The sequence below is a fragment of the Rheinheimera sp. KL1 genome (assembly GCF_001275035.1).
Lineage (GTDB): Bacteria > Pseudomonadota > Gammaproteobacteria > Enterobacterales > Alteromonadaceae > Pararheinheimera > Pararheinheimera tangshanensis.
Genome location: NZ_LAMX01000006.1, coordinates 1 through 25124, shown reverse-complemented (window position 1 = coordinate 25124; position 25124 = coordinate 1). Strand labels below are relative to the sequence as shown.

The 25124-nt window shown below is 46.0% G+C and carries 18 protein-coding genes and 2 pseudogenes; 7 read left to right on the top strand and 13 right to left on the bottom strand.

What is annotated here, in order from left to right; genetic code table 11:
* Positions 1-57: 57 nt before the first annotated feature.
* Genes WH43_RS02280 through WH43_RS02270 form a run of 3 tightly spaced genes read right to left on the bottom strand, consistent with a single transcriptional unit; the run spans position 58 to position 4340 of the window.
* On the bottom strand, positions 58-795 hold the full coding sequence (locus WH43_RS02280; RefSeq protein WP_053423046.1) for a phosphoadenylyl-sulfate reductase: 738 nt from the start codon (positions 793-795) through the stop codon (positions 58-60).
* Positions 796-819: 24 nt separating this feature from the next.
* Complete coding sequence (gene cysI / locus WH43_RS02275; protein ID WP_053423045.1) at positions 820-2535, bottom strand: assimilatory sulfite reductase (NADPH) hemoprotein subunit; 1716 nt, start codon at positions 2533-2535, stop codon at positions 820-822.
* Positions 2535-4340: an assimilatory sulfite reductase (NADPH) flavoprotein subunit gene (locus tag WH43_RS02270; RefSeq protein ID WP_053423044.1), complete on the bottom strand. Its 1806-nt coding sequence runs from the start codon at positions 4338-4340 to the stop codon at positions 2535-2537. Before WH43_RS02270 ends, cysI begins: the two co-directional genes overlap by 1 nt.
* A gap of 196 nt (positions 4341-4536) precedes the next feature.
* Here WH43_RS02270 and WH43_RS02265 point away from each other — a divergent pair, with 196 nt between their 5' ends.
* The 4 genes from WH43_RS02265 to WH43_RS02250 all read left to right on the top strand — a co-directional run bounded on the left by WH43_RS02265 (position 4537) and on the right by WH43_RS02250 (position 8677).
* Complete coding sequence (locus tag WH43_RS02265; RefSeq protein ID WP_053423043.1) at positions 4537-5394, top strand: tetratricopeptide repeat protein; 858 nt, start codon at positions 4537-4539, stop codon at positions 5392-5394.
* A 203-nt stretch (positions 5395-5597) separates the two neighbouring features.
* Positions 5598-7412 (top strand): ATP-binding protein, encoded by a 1815-nt coding sequence (locus WH43_RS02260; RefSeq protein WP_152342763.1) that lies wholly within the window; start codon positions 5598-5600, stop codon positions 7410-7412.
* A 114-nt stretch (positions 7413-7526) separates the two neighbouring features.
* Entirely contained in the window at positions 7527-8318 is a 792-nt protein-coding gene (locus WH43_RS02255; RefSeq protein ID WP_053423041.1) for a DUF2884 family protein, read from the top strand.
* 14 nt (positions 8319-8332) lie between these two features.
* The gene (locus WH43_RS02250; protein WP_147903384.1) at positions 8333-8677 is read left to right on the top strand and encodes a RidA family protein; all 345 of its coding nucleotides are present in this window, start codon (positions 8333-8335) and stop codon (positions 8675-8677) included.
* On the opposite strand, the gene WH43_RS02245 is transcribed toward WH43_RS02250, so the two are convergent.
* The 7 genes from WH43_RS02245 to ubiK form a co-directional block, all read right to left on the bottom strand.
* Positions 8674-9177 (bottom strand): ankyrin repeat domain-containing protein, encoded by a 504-nt coding sequence (locus WH43_RS02245; RefSeq protein ID WP_053423039.1) that lies wholly within the window; start codon positions 9175-9177, stop codon positions 8674-8676. The genes WH43_RS02250 and WH43_RS02245 overlap by 4 nt on opposite strands.
* A 248-nt stretch (positions 9178-9425) precedes the next feature.
* A complete protein-coding gene (locus WH43_RS02240) occupies positions 9426-10934 on the bottom strand; it encodes a catalase (protein WP_053423038.1) in 1509 nt (502 codons plus the stop codon).
* A gap of 106 nt (positions 10935-11040) precedes the next feature.
* Positions 11041-11853 (bottom strand): alpha/beta hydrolase, encoded by an 813-nt coding sequence (locus WH43_RS02235; protein WP_053423037.1) that lies wholly within the window; start codon positions 11851-11853, stop codon positions 11041-11043.
* Positions 11822-11977: a hypothetical protein gene (locus WH43_RS20225; protein WP_185148548.1), complete on the bottom strand. Its 156-nt coding sequence runs from the start codon at positions 11975-11977 to the stop codon at positions 11822-11824. Before WH43_RS20225 ends, WH43_RS02235 begins: the two co-directional genes overlap by 32 nt.
* A gap of 81 nt (positions 11978-12058) precedes the next feature.
* Positions 12059-12403, bottom strand: a complete 345-nt coding sequence (locus WH43_RS02230) for a hypothetical protein (protein WP_053423036.1) — start codon at positions 12401-12403, stop codon at positions 12059-12061.
* Positions 12404-12532: 129 nt separating this feature from the next.
* Positions 12533-13810 (bottom strand): Xaa-Pro dipeptidase, encoded by a 1278-nt coding sequence (locus WH43_RS02225; protein ID WP_053423035.1) that lies wholly within the window; start codon positions 13808-13810, stop codon positions 12533-12535.
* 24 nt (positions 13811-13834) lie between these two features.
* On the bottom strand, positions 13835-14089 hold the full coding sequence (gene ubiK, locus WH43_RS02220; RefSeq protein WP_053423034.1) for a ubiquinone biosynthesis accessory factor UbiK: 255 nt from the start codon (positions 14087-14089) through the stop codon (positions 13835-13837).
* Positions 14090-14250: 161 nt separating this feature from the next.
* Here ubiK and rep point away from each other — a divergent pair, with 161 nt between their 5' ends.
* Positions 14251-16266 (top strand): DNA helicase Rep, encoded by a 2016-nt coding sequence (gene rep / locus WH43_RS02215; protein WP_053423033.1) that lies wholly within the window; start codon positions 14251-14253, stop codon positions 16264-16266.
* Here rep and WH43_RS02210 read toward each other — a convergent pair.
* Both WH43_RS02210 and WH43_RS02205 read right to left on the bottom strand, forming a co-directional pair.
* Positions 16240-18801, bottom strand: coding sequence for a diguanylate cyclase domain-containing protein (locus WH43_RS02210; RefSeq protein WP_053423032.1), 2562 nt, complete (start codon positions 18799-18801; stop codon positions 16240-16242). The genes rep and WH43_RS02210 overlap by 27 nt on opposite strands.
* Before the next feature lie 215 nt (positions 18802-19016).
* Positions 19017-19415, bottom strand: coding sequence for a c-type cytochrome (locus tag WH43_RS02205; protein WP_053423031.1), 399 nt, complete (start codon positions 19413-19415; stop codon positions 19017-19019).
* 579 nt (positions 19416-19994) lie between these two features.
* Here WH43_RS02205 and polA point away from each other — a divergent pair.
* Positions 19995-22770: pseudogene (gene polA / locus WH43_RS02195) on the top strand (DNA polymerase I).
* Positions 22771-23577: 807 nt separating this feature from the next.
* On the opposite strand, the pseudogene yihA reads toward polA, so the two are convergent.
* Positions 23578-24191 (bottom strand): annotated as a pseudogene (yihA, locus tag WH43_RS02190) (ribosome biogenesis GTP-binding protein YihA/YsxC).
* Between the two features lie 181 nt (positions 24192-24372).
* Here yihA and WH43_RS02185 point away from each other — a divergent pair.
* The gene (locus WH43_RS02185; RefSeq protein ID WP_053423029.1) at positions 24373-24999 is read left to right on the top strand and encodes a c-type cytochrome; all 627 of its coding nucleotides are present in this window, start codon (positions 24373-24375) and stop codon (positions 24997-24999) included.
* Positions 25000-25124 lie beyond the last annotated feature (125 nt).

Below are 25124 nucleotides of genomic sequence, written 5' to 3'. Positions count from 1 at the left end.
AACTGGTATTATTTGCCAGTTCAGTGACAGGCAGAACAACAGTGAGAACGGGATGATTTAGATACCATCCCCATCCAAATGAATGCCACATTCACGACCGAAACCATTAAAACGGGTCTCCTCTTCAGTCATACCCAGCTCGAGTTTACGGGTTGAGTGTACATCACCCACTGAAACATAACCTTGTTCCCACAGCGGATGATACGGCAAATCGTGTTGTTTTAAATAATAAAATACGTCTTTATTGCTCCACTCAATAATAGGCTGCACTTTGACTGTGCCACGGCTGATTTCGATGATATTTTTATCAGCACGCGTGCTGGACTGACTGCGGCGTAAACCACTAAACCAGGTGCCTACATTGAGCTCTTTTAATGCACGCTGCAGAGGCTCCACTTTATTCATATGGTTGTATTGCTTAATACCCGCCTCGTTTTCCCATAACTTGCCAAAACGCGCTTCCTGCCAGGCCTGGCTTAAGTGGGCACGATAGACTTTCAGATTCAGCTGTAACCGCTCTTTTAGCTCATCAATAAACTGATAAGTTTCCGGGAACAGATAACCCGTGTCTGTTAATACGACTGGAATATCAGGTCGCTCAGTCGTCACCAGATGCAGCATCACAGCGGACTGAATACCAAAACTAGAACTTAAGATCTGCTGATCCGGCAAATGTTCAAGCGCCCACCTGACGCGCTCTGCAGCTGTAAAAGGTAGTAACAGCTGATTGGCTTCTGCCAACAGGTGTTGCTGTTGTTCTGTGTCCAGCTGTAGTAGCTGTTTATACTGACTCATGACCAGCACCTCACATAAATATCATCAGGCATGAAAGTCGGTTTTAGATACTTTCACTTCGGCCACAACGCCAACACGCACGACAAAATCACCAAAACATTCACCGCTTTGGCGCTCAAGCACCCAACGTCCAATCAGGCCGTCCAGCGCCTGCAGAATTTCAGCTTCAGCCACGTTATCTAAGTACAGCTTTGGAATACGAGTGCCCTGGGTATTACCACCTAAATACAAGTTGTATTTACCAGGACCACGGCCGACTAAACCGGCTTCAGCCAGCATGGCGCGGCCACAACCGTTCGGGCAACCCACCACCCGTAAGATAATATGATCATCAGGCACACCGTGCTTTGTCAGCAGCCCTTCGACATGAGTGACCAAGGTTGGTAAATAGCGTTCGGCTTCAGCCATCGCCAGTGGACAAGTCGGTAAGGACACACAAGCCATAGAGTTCTTACGCTGCTCAGTGACTGAGTCGTTAATCAGACCGTGTTGACGGGCTAAAGCTTCAATCCGGGTTTTATCTTCAGCCGCCACACCAGCGATGATCAGGTTCTGATTCGCTGTCATGCGGAAATCGCCTTTATGAATACGGGCAATTTCAGCGACACCGGTTTTTAAGGTTTTGCCCGGATAATCCAGGATACGGCCGTTCTCGATAAATACCGTCAGGTGGTGTTTACCGTCTATACCCTCGACCCAACCAAAACGGTCGCCACGGCCAGTGAATTCATAAGGGCGGCTTGATTGAAACTTCACACCCGCCCGTTTTTCCACTTCAGCTTTAAAAGTCTCAACACCGATGCGGTCTATGGTGTATTTGGTTTTGGCGTTTTTACGATTGACCCTGTCGCCATAATCGCGCTGCACTGTCACTACGTGTTCAGCCACAGCCAATACATGCTCCAGACCAATAAAACCAAAGTCTTCGGCTTTACGTGGGTAAGTGCCTTTGTCACCGTGCGTCATGGCTAAGCCACCGCCCACCAACACGTTAAAACCGATCAACTGGCCATTTTCGGCAATAGCGACAAAGTTTAAGTCGTTCGCATGCACGTCGACGTCGTTTTGTGGTGGGATCACCACTGTGGTCTTAAACTTACGTGGCAGATAAGTTTCGCCCAGTACAGGTTCCACTTCTGTGGTTTCGACCTTTTCTTCATCCAGCCAGATTTCGGCGTAAGCTTTGGTTTTTGGCAACAAATGTTCAGAAATCTTCGCAGCCCATTCATAGGCTTGCTGATGCAACACAGACTCCACCGGGTTCGATGTACACAACACGTTACGGTTGACGTCCCCTGCTGTAGCAATAGAGTCGATGCCGATGCTGTTCAGCATCTGGTGCATACCTTTGATCTTGGGTTTTAACACACCATGAAACTGAAAAGTCTGGCGGGTAGTTAAACGAATGCTGCCATAGAGAGTGTTATCCGCCGCAAACTCGTCAATCGCCAGCCACTGTTCTGGCTTGATAATACCGCCCGGCATACGGGCACGTAACATGACGTTATGCAGAGGCTCCAGTTTTTGCTGAGCACGTTCAGGGCGAATATCACGATCATCCTGCTGATACATGCCATGGAAACGGATCAACATAAAGTTGTCGCCGTTAAAGCCGCCGGTGATTTCGTCTTTTAAATCTTTGGTGATAGTGCCACGTAATAAATGGCTGTCTTTTTTCAGCCGCTCGTTATCAGACAGCTGACCTTGCACCTGTAAATCCGGGTTAATTGGCTGAGTCATTAATAAACATCCTTCTGATAACGTTTGGCTTGACGTAAATCGTCAAAATACTGTTCTGCTTGTTCTGCACTAAAGCCACCTTGTTGCTGGGCGATGTCGAGCAAAGCCTGATGCACATCTTTGGCCATTTTATTGCCATCACCACAGATATACAGGTAAGCGCCTTGTTGTAACCAGGTCCAGATCTCTTCGGCTTTTACGCGTAATTTGTCCTGCACATAAACCTTTTGCGCCTGATCGCGACTAAAGGCCACATCTAGTTTGCTCAGCACGCCACGTTTTAGATAGTCCTGCAGCTCGACCTGATACAGGAAGTCCTGAGTAAAGTGTGGATTACCAAAAAACAGCCAGTTTTGACCTGTAGCTCCAGCCTGATCCCGCTCCTGCAGGAAAGCGCGGAACGGCGCTATGCCTGTGCCAGGACCTATCATAATAACCGGAGTGTCATGGTCCGGCAGGCGGAAGTTGTCGTTGTGTTCAACAAAGACCTTGACCTGCGAGCCTTCTTCCAATCGCTCGGCCAAAAAGCCTGAAGCACCACCTAAATGCGTTTCACCAAAGGCGTCGTAACGCACCACACCTAACGTTAAGTGCACTTCATCCCCTACTTCAGCCTGAGAAGAGGCAATAGAGTACAAACGAGGTTGCTGTTTACGCAGCGAATCAACCAGCTGCTGAGCGGTTAAAGGTGCAGGGTTTTGCAAAATCACATCCAGCGTCTGGCGGCTGTCCAGATACTGCCGCAAAGCCGCTTTATCTTTGACTAGCTCCAGCAATTCGCTGTTGGCTGTAGCTTGTGCGTATTTTTCGACAAAGCTTGGGTAAGACTGAGTCAGCTCTAACTGTTCAGTTAAGGCCGTCTTCAAAGCCAGTGTTTGGCCGGCAAGCTGCACTTCAGTTGTGCCATCCAAACCTGTTGCAGTCAAAATAGCGTCAACCGCTTTAGTATCATTGAGGAAATACACACCTAACGCATCTCCAGGCTGATAGGTAATACCTGAATCGGCCAGAGAAATTTCAATATGACGTACATCTTTGGTCGAATCACGGCCAGTGATTTTTTGATTCACTGACAACTCTGCACTGTATGGAGTTTCTTTGGTGTAGGCGCTGTCGTGACTTGCCGTGGCCGTAGCTCCTGGCCAGGCAATAACCTGGGCAGAACCCGTCGCCTGTTTTAACTCAGGTGCAAAAGCCAACACTGCAGCTTCAGTCCAACTGGCCGCTTGTGCCGCATAATCCACATCCAGATCAGCCCTTGCATGCAAACGTTTGGCACCTAAAGCCGCTAATTGCTCGTCGAAATCGATGGCGGTTTTACAGAAGAATTCGTAACTGGTATCGCCCAAACCCAAGACAGCATATTTCAGGCCATCCAGTTTCGGGGCTTTTTTGCTGAATAAAAATTTGTGGAAAGCCACTGCACTTTCTGGTGGCTCACCTTCACCATAAGTAGAAGTGACAATCAGCAAGTATTTTTCTTTTGCCAAAGCCGTGGTTTTATAGCTGCCAATATCGGCCAGCTTCACCGCTATACCTTGTTGCTCAGCCGCTGCTTTGACCTTAGTAGCTACCGCTTTGGCGTTGCCAGTTTGTGAGCCATACAGAATAGTCAGTACCGCACTTTCATTGGTCTGCTGCACAGGTGCCGCAGAAAGACCGCCAGCCAGCTGGGCAGCTGCTGCCAGATAACCACTGACCCAAGCCTGCTGTATAGGATTCAGTTGACTCACCAGCGACTGTAAATCCTTGATTTGTTGAGCAGACAAAGGACTGGCCTGAGCAGCTAAAGAGGCTAATAGCATAAAAACACCACGAATAAGCTAAGTTAACGCCATTTTAGCCGTCTAAATGGATAAACCTAAATAACCCTTCTCTCTGCTTTATACCTTTTAGTTATTAAAATAACTTTTTTGGTTTATAACCATTAAATCAGATGACGCCTTGCTCTAATCAGAACTGGTTGTTAGCATGGATTGAAGGTATTCAAGGAGTTGTATAGTGGCCGTTAAGCTGCTTTCTCTATGGTTGGGTCTGGTATTGCTTGTACCTGCGATGGCGCAAAGTCAGCAACAGGTGGAAGTATCCACTGCTGCTGAGCGTCAGCAATTGCAACAGCAACTGGAGCAAAGTAGGACTTTGGAGCAGCAGCTTGATCTCTTGGTCAGGCTAACCGAAGTCTTTGTGACTCAAGACCCGGCGCTCAGTCTGACGTATGCCAGACAGTGGCTGGATAGCAGCACAGACAGAGAAAGTACTCTTTATCACAGAATACTGCTGCAGCAAACGACAGCTTTTATGCTGCAGGGAAACTACCAACAGGCCTACCACACCAGTCTTGAAATTGAACGTTTAGCCCGCATCCAGAAAGATACCAAACAATTATTTAATGCATTGAGGCGACAAGCCGACAACCTGAATCGTTTAGGTCAGGCCGATAAAGCGCTGCCCAAAGCGCTGGAAGCTATGCAAATAGCTGTAGACGCGAATAATGCTGTGCCACTGCAAATCATTCGTTACGATCTGGCGCATATTTACATGAATCTGTATGCCTACCCACAGGCGATTCAGATTGCCAGTGATGGCTTAACTCTGGCGATGACGGGAGAGGACACAAATCGTCAGGCTAATTTTTTACACCTTCTGGCAGAAGCCAGCCGCCTCTATCAGCAGTATCAGAGTGCAGAAGATTTTGCCCGCAAAGCGCTGGAGTTAAGACTGGCGCGACAGGAACAGGCCCTGATAGCCCAATACCATTTGAGCTTGGGTCGCACTTTGTTGGCCCAGCACAAATATCAGGAAAGTGAACAGCAGTTACAATTCGCCTTGTCAGCCGCACAGCAGGTGAGCAATAGATAGAACAAGCGGATGCTCTGCAAAGTCTGGCTTGGCTGGATTTACATTCTGACCGTGTTGAACAAGCGAATAGCAAATATCAACAGATCACTGAGTTACTGCACCAGGATGAATACAAAAGTAATTTCCAAAGATTTAGCTTACGCCATCTGAGTGCTTTACTGGAGTTTTCGCTGCCAGACCAAGCGGCAGCTTTGTATACAAAGTTGGCTCTACAATCTGCTGATTTTGCCGAGCCACAACTTCTGCTGGATTTTTGGTTGGTCACAGCGAAGGTCGCCAGATTTAAGCAAGATGATCGACGCGCCTATGAAGCACTGGAGCAAGTGCGTCAGTTGCAGCAATCCCTCTTTGATGATCAAACCCATAAACAAGCTCTGGTGATCGCCAGCGAGCAACACAAAAACTTACTTGAAGTTGAGTTGCAACAGTCCGCGCAGCAAAGCCAACTGGATGTACTGAAACATCAGCATCAAAAAAACATGCTGTTGCTGTTATCCGTGGGCGCTTGCTTAGCTTTAGCCTTGTTGTTGTCCCTTTTTTATCACAAATCAAGACGTAACAGACTACTGCTACAAAAACAGCAGGAAATGGCGCAACAAAAAATTGCAGTTAAAAATGAATTTATCGCCACTTTAGGCCATGAAATCCGTACCCCATTACAGGGTATTGATGCCGTCCTGGCTCAGTTGTTACCTCAAATCGAACATCCCGAAGGTCAACAAAAAATTCTATTGGCACGTCGTTCAGTCTGGTCACTAGATAATATTATCAACAACATTCTGACCACTAGCAGACTGGATTATGGGGTTTATCAACCCGTGGATCAGCAAGTGGTGCTGACAGAACTACTGGCACGCTTACACGACTTACTGGAGCCTTTGGCGAGCAATAAAGGATTGCGATTAAGTAGTTCCGTAGCGACCAATGTACCCGATTTGCTGTTGCTTGATGAAAATCTGCTGACTCAATTACTAACGAATCTGATCTCAAATGCGGTGAAGTACACTCAGCAAGGCGAAATTGAGGTCAGGGTCGAGTTAGTGAGCCGACAGGATGCAACTCTGAACCTGTGCTTTAAAGTACGGGATACCGGCGTAGGTTTAACGACACTGCAAATCCATCAATTATTAAGTGGCGAGCGTTTAAGCCAGCAACGCGCATTGCAGGCAGGTCCGGGTCTTGGCATGCTAGTGTGCCAAAAACTGCTGCGTCAGTTGGGGTCAGCTTTGGAAATCCAGTCGGTACCTGGGCTTGGTACTGAAGTCAGCTTTGTGCTGAAATGTCAGGTGTCTGAGTTATTAGCGCCCCTCCAGTCCACGACTGCAGCAGCAACAGCGTTAGTGGTTGAAGACGATGAATTATGTCGGGTTAGCCTGGAACAGGTGTTAACCCAGTCAGGCTTTGAGGTAACTGCCGTTAGCAGTCTGCAGCAGGTGACACAGTTACCGCAGCGACTCTGGTCTTGGGTGTTTTTAGATGGACAGCTGCAAGATGCGGATGCACATCAGACGATAAGACAACTGCAGTTACAGCAGCAGGTCGATGAGAATTCCCGTTTTATTCTGGTTACGGGTTCAGCACACAAAGAAAACGCAGCACAGATCAGTGCTGTGCTGCTTAAACCCTGGCGACGTGAACAACTGCAGGCACTGATTGCACAACTGGCACAGTTACCACCATTGAGCCCTCTTTATCAAATGGATTATATGCAGCAAACCTTACAGGCATTAACTGCTGAACAGCGTCAGGCGCTGAGTGCAAAGGTGCAGGAACAGTTGTGCACTCTGCAGCAGGCGTTAAGTCAGGCAGAGCCCGACTCTAAACTGTTCCATCGTATGATTGGGAGCATGGGGCAGTTAGGATTATTACGTTTAAGTCAATTATGCCGACTGACTGAACACCAACTGCAGCAACAGCAGAAGCTCGACCCTTTGCTTGCTGGTCAGTTACAACTTTGTTTGCAGCAAACGAAACGGGCGATTGAACTGCTGTTTGCCCCCAGCACTCCAACCAGCTGAGTCAGGAACAAAAAATGAAGACAAAAAAGCTGTAGTGGCAAGGCCGAACAGTGATTCAGTGATGATTCATAGCCAGTCTTGCAGCATAGCTTTTTTCACCTTATTGAGGTTGTTATGAAGTATATCTGTACAAGTGCAATGCTACTGGCGAGTGGTCTGAGCTACGCCAGCGATCAATGTGCTTTAACACTGCAGGATGATTTGAAAGTCAGTCCGTCAGTCGTCAGCATTCAACGTGGTGAGCAGGAGCTTTGGCGCATCGATACCAAAGGACAATTGTGGCTGGCTCAGCAAAAAACTACTCATAGTGCCGAAACCCAACAACATTTGAAGGCTTATCAACAAGGTATTCGTACTCAGGTGACGGCCTCTGCAGCATTGATGGATGACAGTTTGCAACTGGCACGTTCTGTGTTGGACCAAAATGTACAAACAGCCACAGGCATGAGCCTTGCCGAAAACCCTGAATTGCAGGAGCCTGTCGAGCAATTGGAACTGCAATTGAATCAGCTGGTGCAACGACAAGGTGATACGATTTACGTCTTTGGCAGTCAGCTGCGCTCAGCGGATAAAAATCTGGCGAAAGAGGCTGAACAAAAAATTCAGCAGGCTGTTGCCAGGATCAGTGGACAAATGATGCTGACCTTGGGCCAAAATGCGCTGCAAAGCCCGGGTTCCGCTACAGAAAAAATGCAAAGTTTTCGTAGTAAAATGCAAACCTTCGGTAGCCAGCTAAAAACCGATATGCAAAAGAACAGTAAAAATTTACAGCAACGCGGCCAGCAGATTTGTCAGCAGTTAAAAACGCTGGATCAGCTGGAACAACAAATACAACAACAGATCCCGGCTATGTCAGCTTATGACCTGATAGATGGTCAAAGTGAAGGCTATAAACCCGTGATCTAAGCTAAGGAAAATTGATGATCCAACGTATACAACCAGGCAAAAGATATAGCGAAGCCGTTATAGCCAATGGCTTAGTGTTTTTATCCGGCATGGTGCCGGATAATTTGGATGCGGATGCAACAGCACAGACAACGAATGTGCTGGCGCAAATTGACACGCTGTTAGCCGAATTAGGTATGACTAAAAGCCGTATTGTCGACGCCACTATTTATCTGGCTGATATGGCGGATTACAACGCAATGAATACAGCCTGGGATCTCTGGGTAGAAGAAGATCAGGCTCCTGCCCGGGCCACTGTGGAAGCTCGTTTGGCAAACCCGGAGTGGAAAGTAGAAATTAAAGTGACAGCAGCACTCTAATCCCGACTAGCCTGCTGTTTAGCCTGAATATCTTCTGCCAGTTGCTGTAGTTTTTCGCTCTGGCCAAAAACTGCAGCAAACTGCGCTACCGTCATTTTTTCTTTGTCTGTCACAGGAGTCTTCGCATCCACTGATTTGTCTTCCTTACAGTCAATAGGATACAGAATTTTTCCTATAGTCCATTCGGCTTTTACTATGGCTCCCATCATAGCGGTATGACCACGTTTATCGCGTAAGCAGGCGTCTGCCCCTTGTTGCAGTAATAATTCAACAGCTTGCTGCTGACCGGCATAAGTCGCCACCATCAACGCGGTATAACTTTGACTATTGCGCTGATCAACCGGAAACCCCTGCTTTAAAAACTCATTCAAAACGACAACATCACCAGTGCGGGCAGCTGCAAAGAAGTAAGACGTGAGTTGTTCCAATGGATCAGAGGCTTGTTCTTCAGAGCTCAGCATAGTACTTAACAGCATCAGACTCAGTAGTAATAATCGCATCAGATAAATGCCTCAAATATAGAGCTATAGATTCCCTAAAGCACTCAGAGTTACAGCAAGACGATGTTGTAGGGGTTGGTTTACCCTGCTCGTCTCGTGTTCAACAAAGCTAAGGCTTCAAGTACAAAAGGTAATAAGTGCCTGCGAAACTCACCCTGGGTGCAGGACAGAGCATACGAGTTTCGCAGGGCTTCAAAAAAAGGTCAGTTGGCAGGGATGAAACCAACTGACCTGCACCAAAGGTTGGGTTACAAAGACAAAGCGATTTGCTGCACTTGTTTTAAGTCGCCGTTAACCGCTTTAGTTAAGCGAGTGCCATACTCGCTGTCCGCTTTGTAAAAATGCGCCAGCATTTTGTGTTTGGTTACAGCATCTTTTACCTGACCTAAATCACCTGCCAGGTTGCGAATTAGATTGGCTTGTTGCTGTTTATCAAAGCTGCGGTATAAAGCACCAGCCTGACTGAAGTTGTCTTGTTTACTGATGGCTTTTTGCATCACTGTGCCATCTAACTTTGTTTCGACAACGCGGGCAGCTGTTACCACAGCTTTAGGTTCAATCCGGCTTGGTTCGTAATTGACATTGGACTTGCTGTTACCCAAATTCATAGCGCCATCCTGATTGTGGTTATCCACCATCACTTTGGCTTTATTGATGGGCAACTGGCTGTGATTTGCACCTAAACGATACAACTGAGTATCTGAATAAGAGAAAATACGACCTTGCAATAAACGGTCTTCTGATGGCTCTATTCCCGGGATCAGATTGGCTGGCGCAAAAGCTGATTGCTCAGTTTCTTCAAAGAAGTTATCCGGCATACGGTTCAGCGTCATGGTACCGACTTTACGTTCTTTCACACCAGGCCAGGTTTTAGTGGCATCCAGCGGGTTAAAGTCAAAATCATCGAGTTGATCCGGTGTAATCACCTGCACATACAAATCCCACTTCGGATTATTGCCTGCATTGATGTTCTGATATAAATCACGGGTCAGGTGGTTAAAATCCATGCCCTGAGTTTTAGTCACAGCGTCTGCGTCCAGAGATTTCACCCCCTGCTGGCTCTTCCAGTTGAACTTAACATAGTGCACCTTTCCTTGGTCATTAATGAACTTGTATGCATGCACACCAAAACCATCCATTTCACGGTAGCTGGCGGGCGTACCTAAGTCTGAGTAGACAAAAGTCAGCATCTGGGTAGAGCCAGGTTCGTGCGACATAAAGTCGAACACACGATTCGGGTCCTGCATATTGTCGATTGGGGAAGGTTTTAATGAATGCACCATGTCCGGAAATTTAATTGCATCACGAATAAAAAATACCGGCAGGTTGTTGCCCACTAAGTCCCAGTTGCCCTGATCAGAATAAAACTTGACGGCGAAACCACGGGGATCTCGCAACGTCTCAGGGCTGTGATTACCATGAATAACGGTGGAGAAACGCACAAAAACCGGTGTCTTTTTCCCCTGGTCAGCGAAAGGCGCAGCTATGGTTAAATCGGATAAATCGTCAGTCGCAACAAACTCGCCATGAGCACCAGTACCGCGAGCATGCACAACACGTTCAGGAATACGCTCACGGGCAAAACGTTGTAATTTCTGGATCAGGTGCACGTCCTGCAGTAACACACTGCCATTCGCACCTGCTGTAGTGGAATTCTGATTATCCCCAACCGGAGCACCATTGTCTCTGGTTAAAGTGTTTGCTTGCACAGCTAAAGACAAACCTAAAGCTACGACTAAGGCTGATTTTTGAAACATTGTTATGACCCTCTTTGGAGTTCGCTCTATCCTGCCAACACAGAATAAGCGGGGGCCTTCATTTCAAAAAATGAAATAAACAAATACACTCAATCGATTAAAGGGATTAGTTAGCCGTTATTAAGCTGGCTGGATACAAGCTTTGCAGTAAGTCATCGATTAATGGCCGCCAGTTATCCCAGTCATGACCATAACGTACTTCTATAAAATGGGTTTGATAGCACTTGGCCTTCAGTACACGGTGAAACTTGCGGTTAGCCCCCAGATTGTCATTCTTTGTGCCCACCGAGTGAAAAAACTTCAGCTCAGAAAACGAGCTTTTTTTATACATTTGAGTCAGTACGTTCAAATGCTGGCTGGACGCAGGTGAATGCATCCCTATTTTTGAAAACAGATCAGGTAAAAGCAAGCCAAAACATGCAGCATTGGTTCCCCCAAAAGATAAGCCCATAATCCCTCTCTGAGCTCTGTCCTGCAGACTTTTGTATTGTCTCTCCACAGCTGGAACCAACTCTTCTTTATAAAAAGAAGCGTACTGTGAATTACACATAAACTCCTGGTTTCTTCTATTGTTCCTCAGATTGTCAGGGTCACGGCTATCGACAAAAATCATATGCAGAGGCTGAATTCTGCCCTGTTTAATTTCGTTATCCAGTATTTGCTCCATCTGCCCTGCCGCCAGGTAAGCAGCACCGTCAGTAACATATAACGAAGGTAATGCAGATGCAGCGTCCTGTTCAGGCGTATAAACCCAGTATTGCAGTTCATAACCAAGATGATTTGAGTCAATGCGCTGTGCTGGCGATAATTTTGCAACTGCCGGAGCTGCGGCAAGTGAAATTGTCGCCATAAAAAATAAGCCGATGAGCAAAGTCATCGGCTTATTATTAAATTTTACAGGCACCGCTGGCGCAGTCATCCGAATCATCCTGCAACTGAGCTTGCTCAGCTGCTGCAGCTTCGGCGGCTTTTTGTTTCAGCTCAGAGTTCTTTTCTGCGCTGTCAAAATCCAGATGGTCTAAATCAAAATCAAATTCACTCATTGTTACCTCCGCTTTCTATCTGGAGCTACTTTACTGAGTTTTCAAGTCAGTACCCAGAGCGAAAGTGACAAACGGGTGAAATTATCCGTAGATCTGTGTCAAAGCCATCAAACGCTCTTTGTCTGACATGGCTTTTAATTGCTGGATCAACGAAGCAGGCAATTTACGGGCTGAACCACGAGAGAAAGAACGGATTTGTCCCTCTGCATCTTTAACCTGTACCAAGGCAGTTGCAGGACGTAACAATTGGCTGCACTCTGTATAGGAAGGTTTCACGCCTAACTTTTTACTATACGCGCTCAGTAAAGCAGATTGCGCCTTATCATTAGCTAACTCGCAGTATTCTGTATTGGAATACAGATAACTGGCTTGTGCTTGTGCAGCTACAAAGGCTAAAGTCAGAGCTACAGCAGTGAATATTTTCATCAGGTCTTTCCCGTTATCAGTCATTAAACTGGGTATAATTATTCAGTAAGGTCATGACAGGACTGTGTAAGAAAGACGAGAAAAAGTGTGACAGTAGCATTAGAATATCTAATGCTACTACTGAAGGTTTTATAACACTTGTTGGCCTGACTTCACCACCTTTACGGGTTGTTCCAGAGTTTTGATTTGTTGCAACGGGTCTGCAGACAAGGCGACTAAATCAGCAAAAGCTCCAACTTCCAGCACACCGACATTTTGTTGGCCTTGCTCATTTTTCCAGTTCAACAAAGTACCAGCATTGACTGTAGCGGCCTGAATCGCCTGCAAAGGCGTCATGCCCCACTGCACCATATAAGCAAACTGACGGCCGTTTAAACCATGAGTGTAGACTCCGGCGTCGGTACCGTAGGCCATTTTCACACCGGCTTTGACCGCTTTTTGGAAGTTTTGCCGTTGCAGTAAACCTACTTTTTTCTCTTTGGCTAAAGACTCAGGCAAAATGCCGGCTTTTTCACCTTCACTTAAGATAAAGTCGCTGACGTACACATCCATGACTAAATAAGTGCCGTGTTTTTTCGCCAGTTTAATGGCTTCATCATCAATAAAACTGCCGTGTTCAATCGAGTCGACGCCGGCTTCAATCGCGCGTTTAATCCCTTGTAAACCGTGAGCATGGGCTGCCACTATCCTGCCCCTGTCATGAGCTTCGTCTATTAAGGCTTTCATTTCTTCGAGGTTATACTGACTGGCATTCACATCAGTGTTTTTCGATAACACACCACCAGTGGCTGCAAACTTAATTACATCAGCGCCGTATTTGATGTTTTCCCGCACTTTAGCGCGCACTTCATCCGGACCATTAGCTACACCAGCACTGCGTGCGTTGTAGATATGGGGCAGCAAATTATTATCACAGTGCCCTCCTGTGATACAGATGGTATTAGCCGCCACCCGCATCCGAGGTCCCTGAATTTCGCCCTCTTCAATAGCATCACGAAGCGACACATCGGCATAACCTGATGCTCCCAGATTACGCACTGTGGTAAAACCTGCTTTTAAGGTCGCCTTGGCCGCGCTGACTCCAAAGATGGCTTCACGGGTTGGGGTTTCCACTAAACCACGGTAGCCATGTTTTTGCGGATCTGAAGTTAAATGTACGTGCATATCAATCAGGCCAGGCACTACATAATGGGTGGATAAATCAATTATCTGTACGTTTTTGGGAGCATCTTTTGCATCAACAATAGCGCTGATGCGACCTTCTTCAACCAGAATAGCTTTATTTTTCTGGTAGTTCCCTGTGCGCACATCCAGCAAATGCCCGACCTGGATCACCTGCTCAACCTGAGCTAAAACCACAGAGCTGAATAATCCAGCCAGCAGCACTGATACCTGACTTAACTTCATAACCGTCCTTATTTACTTCACTTTTTAGCTAGCTGACTCGTCTTTCGCCGATAATTCAGCCACACGACGTTCCAGTTCATCCAATTTGGCACGGGTTTTAACCAGCACCTGAGTTTGCACATCAAACTCTTCGCGGGAAACGAAATCCAGCTGGCTGAGTTTTTGTTGCAACACCTGCTTTACTTTGTTTTCAACATCGTCAGCCATCTCACGTACTTTAGGTGGGATCACAGCACCAATTTGTTTGGCAATTTCTTCAATCTTTTTTGGATCAATCATGGTCTAACTCCTCTAGCGTCGGTTTATTCTACGAGCCTTGAGGCTCAAGGTGGATCCATTCTGCCGCATATTTGCCGGACTTGCTCGTTTTGTGCAGAAATCAGCGCGCCTCTGCCCGGTCAATTTGAGTTAAACTAGCGTCCTTCTGTGAAAGGTGCCTGATGAAACTTAACTCTCAACAAAACGATGCGGTGCATTATATCAGCGGGCCTTGCCTGGTGCTGGCTGGCGCTGGCAGTGGCAAAACCCGGGTCATTACCAATAAAATTGCCTATTTAATTCAGCAATGTGGTGTGCCCGCTAAACATATAGCGGCCGTGACTTTTACCAATAAAGCCGCCCGCGAAATGAAAGAGCGGATTAAGCATCAGCTGGAACGCCCTTTGTTACGGGGTTTAACTGTTTCTACCTTTCACACCTTAGGTCTTGAGATCCTGAAAAAGGAATACCGCGCTATTGGGTATAAGCCGAACTTTACGCTGTTTGACGATCAGGACAGCATGGCGCTGCTCAAAGAGCTGACCGATACCGAACTGCAAGGTGATAAAGATTTACTGAAAGCGCTGCAAGGTAAAATATCCTCATGGAAAAACGATTTAACTTTACCAGGCCAAGCGCTGGCTCGCGCTACTGATGCGCAAAGCATCAGCTTTGCCAATTTCTACCAGCAATATGCCCAGCAACTGCGGGCCTATAATGCGCTGGATTTTGACGATTTAATTATGGTGCCTACCCTGCTGTTTGCTTCCAATGAACAAGTGCGGCAAAAATGGCAGCAAAAAATCCAGTATCTGTTGGTAGATGAATATCAGGATACCAATACCAGCCAGTACGAACTGGTGAAATGGCTGGTCGGTGAGCGTCAGCGTTTTACTGTGGTAGGAGACGACGACCAGTCGATTTATTCCTGGCGTGGCGCCAAACCGCAAAACCTGGTGCTCTTGGGCAAGGATTTTCCGAATTTAAAAGTCATTAAGCTGGAGCAAAACTACCGCTCGGCCGAACGCATTTTAAAAGCAGCCAATATTCTGATCGCCAATAACCCGCATGAGTACGATAAACGGCTGTTCAGTGAGCTGGGTTATGGCGTGCCTTTACGGGTGTTACCGACCCGCAATGAAGAAGATGAAGCCGAAAAAGTGGTGGCTGAGATTATTTCGCATCGCTTTATTAATCGTACTCAATACAAGGAATATGCGCTGCTGTATCGCGGCAACCATCAGGCACGGGTGTTTGAAAAAGCTCTGATGACCAACCGAATCCCCTACAAAGTCTCAGGGGGGACTTCGTTTTTTTCCCGCGCTGAAATTAAAGACATCATGGCCTATTTACGCTTATTGGTGAATCAGGACGATGACAATGCGTTTTTGCGTATTATCAACACGCCGAAACGTGAGATAGGTGCGGCAACGCTCGAGCGAATTGGCAGTCTGGCCAATGAAAAACATATCAGCTTATTTGCCGCCTGCTTCGAGCCTGAACTGGCAGAACGTTTGCCAGCACGCGGCCTGCAAGCCGTGCAGAACTTTGCCAACTGGATTAATCATGTCGCCGACAATGCACTGCGGTCTGATCCAAAGGAAGCAGTAAAAGATCTGATCCGGCAAAGTCAGTACGAAGCCTGGTTATTTGAAAGCAGCGCAAGCCCCAAAGCGGCGGAAATGGCACTGAATAATATCAATGAGCTGTATCGCTGGATCAGCGAAATGCTTGAAGGCAAAGACGATGAAGAGCCACTGAGTTTAAACGAAGTGGTCACTAAACTGACGCTACGGGATATGATGGAACGGCAGGAGCAGGAAGATGAGGCCGATCAGGTGCAACTGCTGACCTTACACGCTTCGAAAGGCCTGGAGTTTCCTTATGTCTTTATGGTCGGTATGGAAGAAGGTTTATTACCGCATCAAAGCAGCATAGACGAAGACAATGTCGAAGAAGAGCGCCGCTTGGCTTATGTAGGTATCACCAGAGCACAACGTGAGCTGATTTTTACTTATGCCCGCGAGCGTCGTCAGTACGGCGAAGTGATCAAACCAGAACCAAGCCGGTTTTTATATGAATTGCCTGCCGATGATTTGGAGTGGAGCAAAGCGGCACCTGTGAAAACAGAACAGCAGCGTCAGGAAACGGGTTTAGCGCATATCGATAGATTACGCCAGTTGCTGAAAAAGTCCTGATTGAGTTTCACTGACCGGGCTGCTATCGGCAAAATAGCAGCATCCCAGCTGAGTCAGATAAGAGCGGCTTTCGTCAGTTTCGGCCACAGCAGCGACCAGACGGTATTTGTGGGTCTGCGCCAAACTTAGCAAGACCTGCAGCAGCTGTTTACGCTGATCACTGCGCTGTAAACTGCGGCTAAAGGCGGTATCTAAGACAACAAAATCAAACGGATACTGTACAAGCAAACCTAGCGCAGCCACTTCAGCAGCAAACTGATCCAATAATAATCGGATCCCCAGTCTCTTAAGCTGATGCAAATTGGCCAGTTGAGTGGTGGTTAAACGTAACAATTCCGCTTCGTTAAAGCCAATACAAAGCTGATGTAATGGCAGTACGGAATGGCGCAACACATTGCAGAGCTTATCAAAAAGTAAGGTATTGTTCAGATGGCCACTGCTCAATGTCATGCTGAAGAGTTCTGTACTGGCATTTTTCTGACAAATCTGCCGCACCAGCTCCAGTTCAATGTCAGGCATTAAACCAGCCTGAGTCGCCTGACGACTTAATTCAGCTTTTTGTGCCGCATCGCCCTGTTGCCAGTTCAACAGTACTTGATAACCAAGCACGTCTTTATCCTGCACTAAAGGCCGGAATGCTGGAGCAAACTGTTGTTGATCAACAGCTTGTTGTAAGGCTTGTTCCTGCCCTAACTCTTGCAGCATTTGCTGACGCATCGAATCATTAAAAATCACAAAACGGTTTCGGCCAAACGACTTGGCCTGGTACATGGCCGCATCAGCATCACGTAACAATTCATCGGCGTTCTGATAGTCAGGCTGATAACAGGCAATACCTAAGCTGGCGCCTGAACAGACCTGCTGGCCTTCAAGCATCATCGGCTGACGCAACGATTCAATTAAACGCTCAGCTACTTCCTCAGCGTCAACATCGCTTTGGATCTGCCCCAATAAAATAACGAACTCATCACCACCTAAACGAGCGACTAAGTCATGTTCCCTTACAGTTTGCTGTAAACGCCGACTTACTTCGATTAAAAATAAATCGCCAATATGGTGACCTAAGGTATCGTTAATCAGCTTAAAACGGTCTAAATCGATAAATAACAACGCAAAACGTGGTGTGGCCTCACGATTACGGTAGGAAAAACGCTGGCGCAACTGCATTAAAAACATTTGCCTATTCGCCAAACCTGTTAAAGCATCATGGTTCGCTTCGTGGAACAGTTTTTCTTCGGCTTTTTTTCGCTCTTCAACCTGTAAACGCAAAAATAAATTGGTTTGCCGCAATTCGCGGGTGCGTTCAAAAATACGTTTTTCCAGCTCTTCATGCTGTTGCTTTTGTTGCTCTGTGTTTAACTTACGAGAAATAGCCACCGCTATATGCTGCGAAACAAAACGCAGAAGATTCAGCTCCTGTTCGCTATAGCTATAGGTATTGTCATAACATTGCAGTGCAATAACACCTAACACCTGCGGTCCCACTAACAAAGGCGCACCTAGCCAACTGGTGGACATAGAGCTGTGATTAAGACTGGATTGAACACGGTCAACTACACCCGTTTTGATAAGCTCTAACAACTGGGCCTGGCTGATTAATTTGGCTTCGCCAGAGCGGATCACATACTCAGTTAAGCCACTTTGCAAAGCACGCTCTCTGGGCGTTGGTGTGTACTGATCCAAATAAAACGGAAAATGTAAGCGATCACCGGCTTCGTTTAACAGAGCAATATAGCAGTTATCAGCTTTCATCAATTCAGACAAAATCTGGTGTACTTCATGATAAAAACTCATCATGTCGGTGCTTTTTGCTGTCATTTCTGAAATTTTATACAAAGCAGACTGCAACTGCTCTGCATTGGTCCGCTCACGGATTTCTTTTTCCAGCGACTGATTGGTATTGCGTAATTGTTGAGTACGTTCACGCACTGTTTGCTCTAACAGCTCCCGGCTTTTCACTCTGTCGATGGCTGTGACTGTATGAATCGCAATATTACTGATCAGCGCTAAATCGTGTTGATTATAACGACAGTCCGGGTCGTAGCTTTGAATCGCCATCACCCCAATCACTTTTTCACCACGACATAAAGGTACGCCCAACCAATACTGACTGGCGGTCCCCTGAGCCGTAATATCGCCTGTTTCTACCAGTCGGCGATACTCGTCCTGATCACACAACAGGGCTTGTTTAGTGCGAGCTACATATCCAGTCAAACCTGAAGCAAATGCATCCGATGGCGCATCTAACAAGGCTCGTTGATCTTTTTCATCTGCAAAATATTCCAACGAAAACTGTTGGTCCTGCTCACAGAGCACTACATAAAAATTATCGGCTTTGAGTTGCTGGTTAAGTAACCGGTGAATAGCGGGATAAAACTCACGCATGTCTTTAATGCCAGACGCTAATTCTGACAGTTTAAGTAAAGCGCCCTGAATGATATAAGCCTGTTTATAGCCTGCAGCCAGCTTACGCAAACGACGCAGCTGACTAACCACAAGGTGGTGGGCTTTGTTCAGAGTTGTTATATCCTTCAACTTTTTCTCTTATTCTTGTTTGAGGCGAGGCAGCCAAAACTGACTGATGTTTAAACATCTCTATTATGCACAAAGCTTAAGCAGATGGAAGGCAAAATGAGTCGGCTGGTCAGATCTTCTTATAAACGATCGAGCTATAAATACAATAACTGGATCTATTGGAGCAGTAGAAACAGAAAACGCTGCCAAGGCAGCGTTCTTCGCTAACAAAAAGTTTACACGCCTTCGGTCATAAATTTGATTGCTGCTTCAATTTCATCATCAGAACAATCACCACAGGTACCACGTGGAGGCATAGAGCGGATACCTTCAATGGCATGTTTCTTCAGTATATCCATGCCTTGGGCTAAACGTGGTTTCCAGGCTGCATCACCTTTTTTCGGCGCATCTAAAGCACCGGTACCATGACAAGCAAAACAGGCACCTTGGTATACTTGCTCACCCGTGCGTGGGCCTTTAGGTCCGGTATCTGCAGCAGCCTGAGCACCAGCCAGGTACACCTGACCTACGGGTTCAAGACGTTTTTTCAGAGCTTCGTTGTCAGCTTCCTGCGCAGCAACGTTGGCTATTGCAGCAGTTGCCATTAGCACTAAGGCGAAAGTGAATTTTTTCATCTGGATAATCCTGTCAATAAGCCATACAAAAGTTAAGGCATTATAACGCCGTGATGCTTCATAGTGGAAGCCCCTGTATTTGTTGGTATTTAACTTAGCCTATCTTGGATAAAATTTGCAGCCAAAAGTTGCTTATAACTGATCAATCTGACAGACATTTTTTTCAGTTAAAAAAAATTCAAAACAGGACTGTGCAAAGAAAATCTTTGTGGTAGTCTGTTTTCCCACTTTGATTGTCTTACGCTGTCGCCTTTTTCGACGGGTAACCAAAGTGAGATAATTTTCCACAAAATGGAATAATAAGAAAAACAATAAGGGAACCTGTAGTATCACCTTTTTTTTCTTTTAAATACATAAACTTAATCATCAAGCACCGGAATTTCTCTGCAGATCTTCTGGGTGTTTCCTATGGTCTGTCCACAAAGTTATCCACAGCTTTTTCGTATAAAAAAGTATCAACTGAGGCAAGAGCTTGCCATTAATAAAGCCGCAGCCTCAACGACTAAGGCGACAGAGCTACAGCTAGCTGATCCAGCACTGTTGTGGCATGCTTATGCAAAACATTTAGGGATCCTTATCATGGTTGTTATACCGGACAATCCTCTTATTTTGGTCGACGGTTCTTCTTATTTATTTCGTGCTTATCATTCGCCACCACATCTGACTAACTCCAAAGGAGAAGCCACAGGCGCTATTTATGGCGTGGTCAACATGCTGAAAAGTTTGTTACGCCAGTATAAACCCAGTCAAATGGTCGTGGTATTTGATGCGAAGGGACTAACTTTTCGCAATGAAATGTACAGCGAATACAAAGCCCATCGCCCACCCATGCCCGATGATTTGCGTAGTCAAATAGCGCCCTTGCATCAGATTATTGAAGCTATGGGCTTACCTCTGCTTTGTATCAGTGGTGTTGAAGCGGACGATGTTATTGGTACTTTGGCTGTGCAAGCCAGTCAGCAAGGTCGTCATGTATTGATATCTACTGGCGATAAAGATATGGCTCAATTGGTCGACCAACATGTCACCTTAATTAATACCATGACGGATACCATTTTAGATCCTGCTGGTGTTACTGAAAAATTTGGTGTGGGCCCTGAACTCATTATCGACTATTTAGCCCTGATGGGAGATAAAGCTGACAATATTCCTGGGTTACCTGGTGTAGGTGAAAAAACAGCTTTAGCATTACTGCAAGGCATAGGCTCAATAGATAAGCTTTACCAACAACTGGATCAAATCGCCACACTGAATTTCCGTGGTAGTAAAACCATAGCGGCAAAAATGCAAGAATTTAAAGAGCAACTGACCTTGTCATATCAGTTAGCCACCATCAAAACCGATGTTGAACTCTCTCTTGACCCAACAAGCTTAGATATCAAAACACCAGATCAGACCAAACTGGCGGAGCTTTATGCCGCCTGTGAATTTAGACGCTGGTTGAGTGAAGTGTTAGCAGGGAAAGATACAGCGACCGCGGTTACAACGGAAGCAGCAAAAACCAATGACGAACCAGCTGCAGAATCATCTGGCAGTGGCATTGACACCTCCAACTACCCATGTATTTTGACCGAAGCGGACTTTCAGCAGCTGTTAAAGCGTCTACCTGAAGTTGAACTGGTAGCTTTTGATACCGAAACCACCAGCCTAGATTATATGCAGGCCGATATAGTGGGTATTTCACTGGCCCTGGCAGCTGGTGATGCCTGTTACATTCCGTTGGCTCATGATTATGTAGGTGCACCTGAACAGCTGAGCCGTGACTGGGTATTAGCAGAACTGAAAAACTGGCTGGAAGATGAAAGCAAAGCCAAAGTGGGTCAAAACCTGAAGTACGATCAAAGTGTCCTCGCACGCCACGGTATCCAACTGCGCGGTATTCGTTTTGACACTATGCTCGAATCTTACATAGTCAACAGCGTAGCCTCGCGTCATGACATGGATTCTCTGGCACTGAAGTACCTGGGTCATAAAACGATCGGCTTTGAAGACATTGCAGGCAAAGGTGCCAAACAAATCACCTTTAACCAAATCGCACTGGAACAAGCTTCACCTTATGCTGCAGAAGATGCTGATGTCACTTTACGCTTGCATCAGCCTTATGGCCTATGCTGGAACAGCATTCTGGTTTACAAAAAGTCTTTCGCGATATCGAAATGCCGCTAGTTCCTATTTTATCCGCAATGGAACGTACCGGGGTTAAAATTGATGGCAACTTGCTGGCACAACAAAGTCTGGATTTAGCCAAACGGATCAGCGAGATAGAACAACAAGCTTATCAGATGGCCGGGAAAGAATTTAACCTGTCCTCACCTAAGCAATTACAGGAAATCTTATTTGAACAGATGGCTTACCTGTGTTGAAAAAAACGCCCACAGGCACGCCATCCACAGCAGAGGAAGTTCTGGCTGAACTGGCGCACGATTACGAGTTTCCAAAACTTATTACAGAACACCGGGGCCTGAGTAAGCTTAAATCGACCTACACCGATAAACTCCCGTTATCTGTTAATCCAGTCACAGGCCGGGTACATACTTCTTACCATCAGGCTGTGGCTGCTACGGGCCGCTTAAGCTCGACTGAGCCCAACTTGCAAAATATCCCCATCCGCAGCGAAGAAGGCCGTCGTATTCGTCAGGCGTTTATTGCAGAGCCTGGCAAAACTATTCTGGCCATCGACTATTCGCAAATTGAATTACGCATTATGGCGCATTTATCACGTGACCCTGCTCTGCTCAATGCTTTTGCTCAAGGTAAAGATATTCACAGAGCCACAGCTGCTGAAGTCTTTGGTGTAGCGCTGGACCAGGTCAGTGCAGAACAACGCCGTCGTGCTAAAGCGGTGAACTTCGGTCTGATTTATGGCATGTCAGCTTTTGGTCTGGCACGCCAGTTAGGTATCAGTCGGGGCGAAGCTCAGCAGTATGTTGACCTTTATTTTGAGCGTTTCCCTGGCGTGTTGGGTTATATGGAACGTACCCGTACCCAGGCGCACGAACAAGGTTATGTTGAAACTCTGTTTGGCCGTCGTTTGTATCTGCCGGAAATTAATGCCAAAAACATGGCGCGGAAAAAAGGCGCTGAGCGCGCCGCTATCAATGCGCCTATGCAAGGCACTGCGGCCGATATTATTAAGATGGCGATGATCAAAGTAGCAGCCTGGCAAGACAAACAACCTGAGGGTGTTGTTGCTATGATTATGCAGGTACACGATGAACTGGTGTTTGAAGTGAAAACCGAAGAGCTGGAGCGGGTCAGCAGGGAACTGGTTGAGATTATGCAAACTGCAGCATCACTTGATGTACCTTTGCTGGCAGAAGCTGGTTCTGGCCCGAACTGGGATCAAGCCCATTAAAAAAAATGGAATCCGGCTGAACTTAGTAAAAAACAGCCAGTCTTACTAAGTGTGTAAATGCCCATTCCTGGTAGTTTGATTTTTCGCCCAAACTTGTTTGGGGCTTTTTTATAACTATTTTTCATTTTGGAGTCGTGATCGATCAGATACAAAAAATAGCTAGAGCGCTCTTTCCTCAGCTATTCCCACCTGCAGTGCACAATTTTAGGATAAAAAGCCTCTCAAGCATTGGTAATTAAGCTACATTTTTTCAGATTAATGACGGTTTCACTAAATATTTGTAGTTTAATTACAGCTCTTCACTTGCTTTTTTAATCAACACTTGTAGAATCAATTTCGTAGGGTACAGAGGTAAGATGTTCTATCTTTCAGCACTAATCAGCTTAAATGCTTATTTAGCGACCAGAAAGAAAGGCTTATTTAGCCGCCCCACTGCTTGCAGTGGGGCGTTTTTTTTGTCTGCTGATCAGAAAAACTGAAATAAAATTAGATTTTTTAGAGCAAATACTTCAAACATTCATAATTTTATGTATAATGGCGTTGTCTTGTTAATCCAAGACACCCTGTTGATTTGAAATTATTGAATAGCTTCTCCCCGTTTGCTATGACCGGCCTCCTCAAAAAAGGCCGGTTTTCTTTTTTCAGGCCTACAAAAACCCATCACTCTACCCATCGAACAACCATTCTCACAATTTTTTTTCCTAATGCCTCCGAGGTCAGTTACCGTTACTGCAAGACCGTCGAAAATGGACAAAAAAAAGCAGAGACTATGCTCTGCTTTTCAGAAGTTCAGGATTTTTCTACAACTTATTCTTGTTCGGCACTAAACCACTGATCCAGTTTTTGTTCTAACTCAGGCAAACCTAATTTAGTCAGAGAACTGAATACCTGCACCGTCACGTCGCCCATAAAGGCCATCGAAGCTTCAGTCACTTCTAACAACACTTTTTTACGTGGCCCCGGACTTAATTTATCAGCTTTGGTCAACAGTAGCAGAACTTGCAAATTACTTTGCACTGCCCAATGAATTAAATCCTGGTCTAAGTCTTTCAATGGATGGCGTATATCCATTAAAACCACTATGCCTTTTAAACTCTGGCGTTTCATCAGGTATTCGCTCAGGCTTTTTGCCATTTTTCTTTCACAGCTAAAGGCACTTTAGCAAAACCATAACCAGGTAAATCGATCAGACGCTGGTTTTCAGCTAATGCAAAGGTGTTAATTAGCTGAGTACGACCAGGTGTTTTACTGGTACGGGCTAAACCATTTTGCCGCGTCAGCGTATTTAATGCACTGGACTTGCCGGCGTTTGAACGACCAGCAAAGGCAACTTCGATACCTGTATCTGCGGGCAGAGCCTTAATATCAGGGGCACTGGTCAGAAAAGTTGCTTTCTGATAATTGATGATCGCTTTGTACACTGTCAGCTCCGGCTGTAAATTTGGCTATAGTGTAACGGATCCTGAAGATCCACAGAAGCTTTACTGTGATTTATGGGATTCTATCTGCGCAAGATTCGTGTAAAATAGACATAAAATGTAGGGTTATTCAATTTGGTTGCCAGATCACTGGCGGTTCAACGCGGACAGAGACGGAAAAAAAATGAAAAAATTCGCACTTCCACTCACGCTCTTTTTAGGGTTAATCAGTACAGCTTATGCAGCCGATGGGGATGCTGAAGCAGGTAAAGCTAAATCCGTAACTTGTGCAGCCTGTCATGGCATGGACGGGAATAGCCCAACCGATTTATATCCAAAAATTGCTGGTCAACATGCTGGTTATATTTTTAAGCAATTAAAAGAGTTTAAGCTCGGCGCAGCTACAGGTGGTAAAGAAGGTCGTAACAATGCTGTGATGGCCGGTATGGTTGCTGCTCTGTCTGAGCAAGATATGAAAGATCTGGCTGCGTATTACTCCAGCCAAACCATGAAAGAAGGCAGCACGCCGGAAGATGTAGTAGCTAAAGGTGAGAAATTATTCCGCGGTGGTGATATGGAGCGAGGTGTTACAGCCTGTATCGCTTGTCATGGTCCACGGGGTGTTGGTCATAGCTTAGCTGGCTTTCCTAAAATCTCTTTCCAGCACGCGGCTTACGTAAAAACTCAGTTGGAGTCTTTCCGTAATGGCTCGCGCGCCAATGACATGAACGGCATGATGCGTGACGTTGCGAAGAAACTGACTGACGAAGATATTGAAGTTCTGTCTAAATATGTGGGTGGTTTACACTAACAGCTCTTTATCTTTTAGAACAAACCAGGCTTTATGCCTAATGCCAGTCAGTTAAGCTGACTGGCATTATTTTTTGTACGCATATTTGCTGGATTTCCTTTTGATTTGCCTTGGATAACTTCGCT

Excerpts from the sequence above, each read along its gene's own strand:
- WH43_RS02280 (WP_053423046.1), bottom strand. The coding sequence starts at position 795 with ATGAGTCAGTATAAACAGCTACTACAGCTGGACACAGAACAACAGCAA.
- cysI (WP_053423045.1), bottom strand. The coding sequence starts at position 2,535 with ATGACTCAGCCAATTAACCCGGATTTACAGGTGCAAGGTCAGCTGTCT.
- WH43_RS02270 (WP_053423044.1), bottom strand. The coding sequence starts at position 4,340 with ATGCTATTAGCCTCTTTAGCTGCTCAGGCCAGTCCTTTGTCTGCTCAA.
- WH43_RS02255 (WP_053423041.1), top strand. The coding sequence starts at position 7,527 with ATGAAGTATATCTGTACAAGTGCAATGCTACTGGCGAGTGGTCTGAGC.
- WH43_RS02250 (WP_147903384.1), top strand. The coding sequence starts at position 8,333 with ATGATCCAACGTATACAACCAGGCAAAAGATATAGCGAAGCCGTTATA.
- WH43_RS02245 (WP_053423039.1), bottom strand. The coding sequence starts at position 9,177 with ATGCGATTATTACTACTGAGTCTGATGCTGTTAAGTACTATGCTGAGC.
- WH43_RS02240 (WP_053423038.1), bottom strand. The coding sequence starts at position 10,934 with ATGTTTCAAAAATCAGCCTTAGTCGTAGCTTTAGGTTTGTCTTTAGCT.
- WH43_RS02235 (WP_053423037.1), bottom strand. The coding sequence starts at position 11,853 with ATGACTGCGCCAGCGGTGCCTGTAAAATTTAATAATAAGCCGATGACT.
- WH43_RS20225 (WP_185148548.1), bottom strand. The coding sequence starts at position 11,977 with ATGAGTGAATTTGATTTTGATTTAGACCATCTGGATTTTGACAGCGCA.
- WH43_RS02230 (WP_053423036.1), bottom strand. The coding sequence starts at position 12,403 with ATGAAAATATTCACTGCTGTAGCTCTGACTTTAGCCTTTGTAGCTGCA.
- WH43_RS02225 (WP_053423035.1), bottom strand. The coding sequence starts at position 13,810 with ATGAAGTTAAGTCAGGTATCAGTGCTGCTGGCTGGATTATTCAGCTCT.
- ubiK (WP_053423034.1), bottom strand. The coding sequence starts at position 14,089 with ATGATTGATCCAAAAAAGATTGAAGAAATTGCCAAACAAATTGGTGCT.
- rep (WP_053423033.1), top strand. The coding sequence starts at position 14,251 with ATGAAACTTAACTCTCAACAAAACGATGCGGTGCATTATATCAGCGGG.
- WH43_RS02205 (WP_053423031.1), bottom strand. The coding sequence starts at position 19,415 with ATGAAAAAATTCACTTTCGCCTTAGTGCTAATGGCAACTGCTGCAATA.
- WH43_RS02185 (WP_053423029.1), top strand. The coding sequence starts at position 24,373 with ATGAAAAAATTCGCACTTCCACTCACGCTCTTTTTAGGGTTAATCAGT.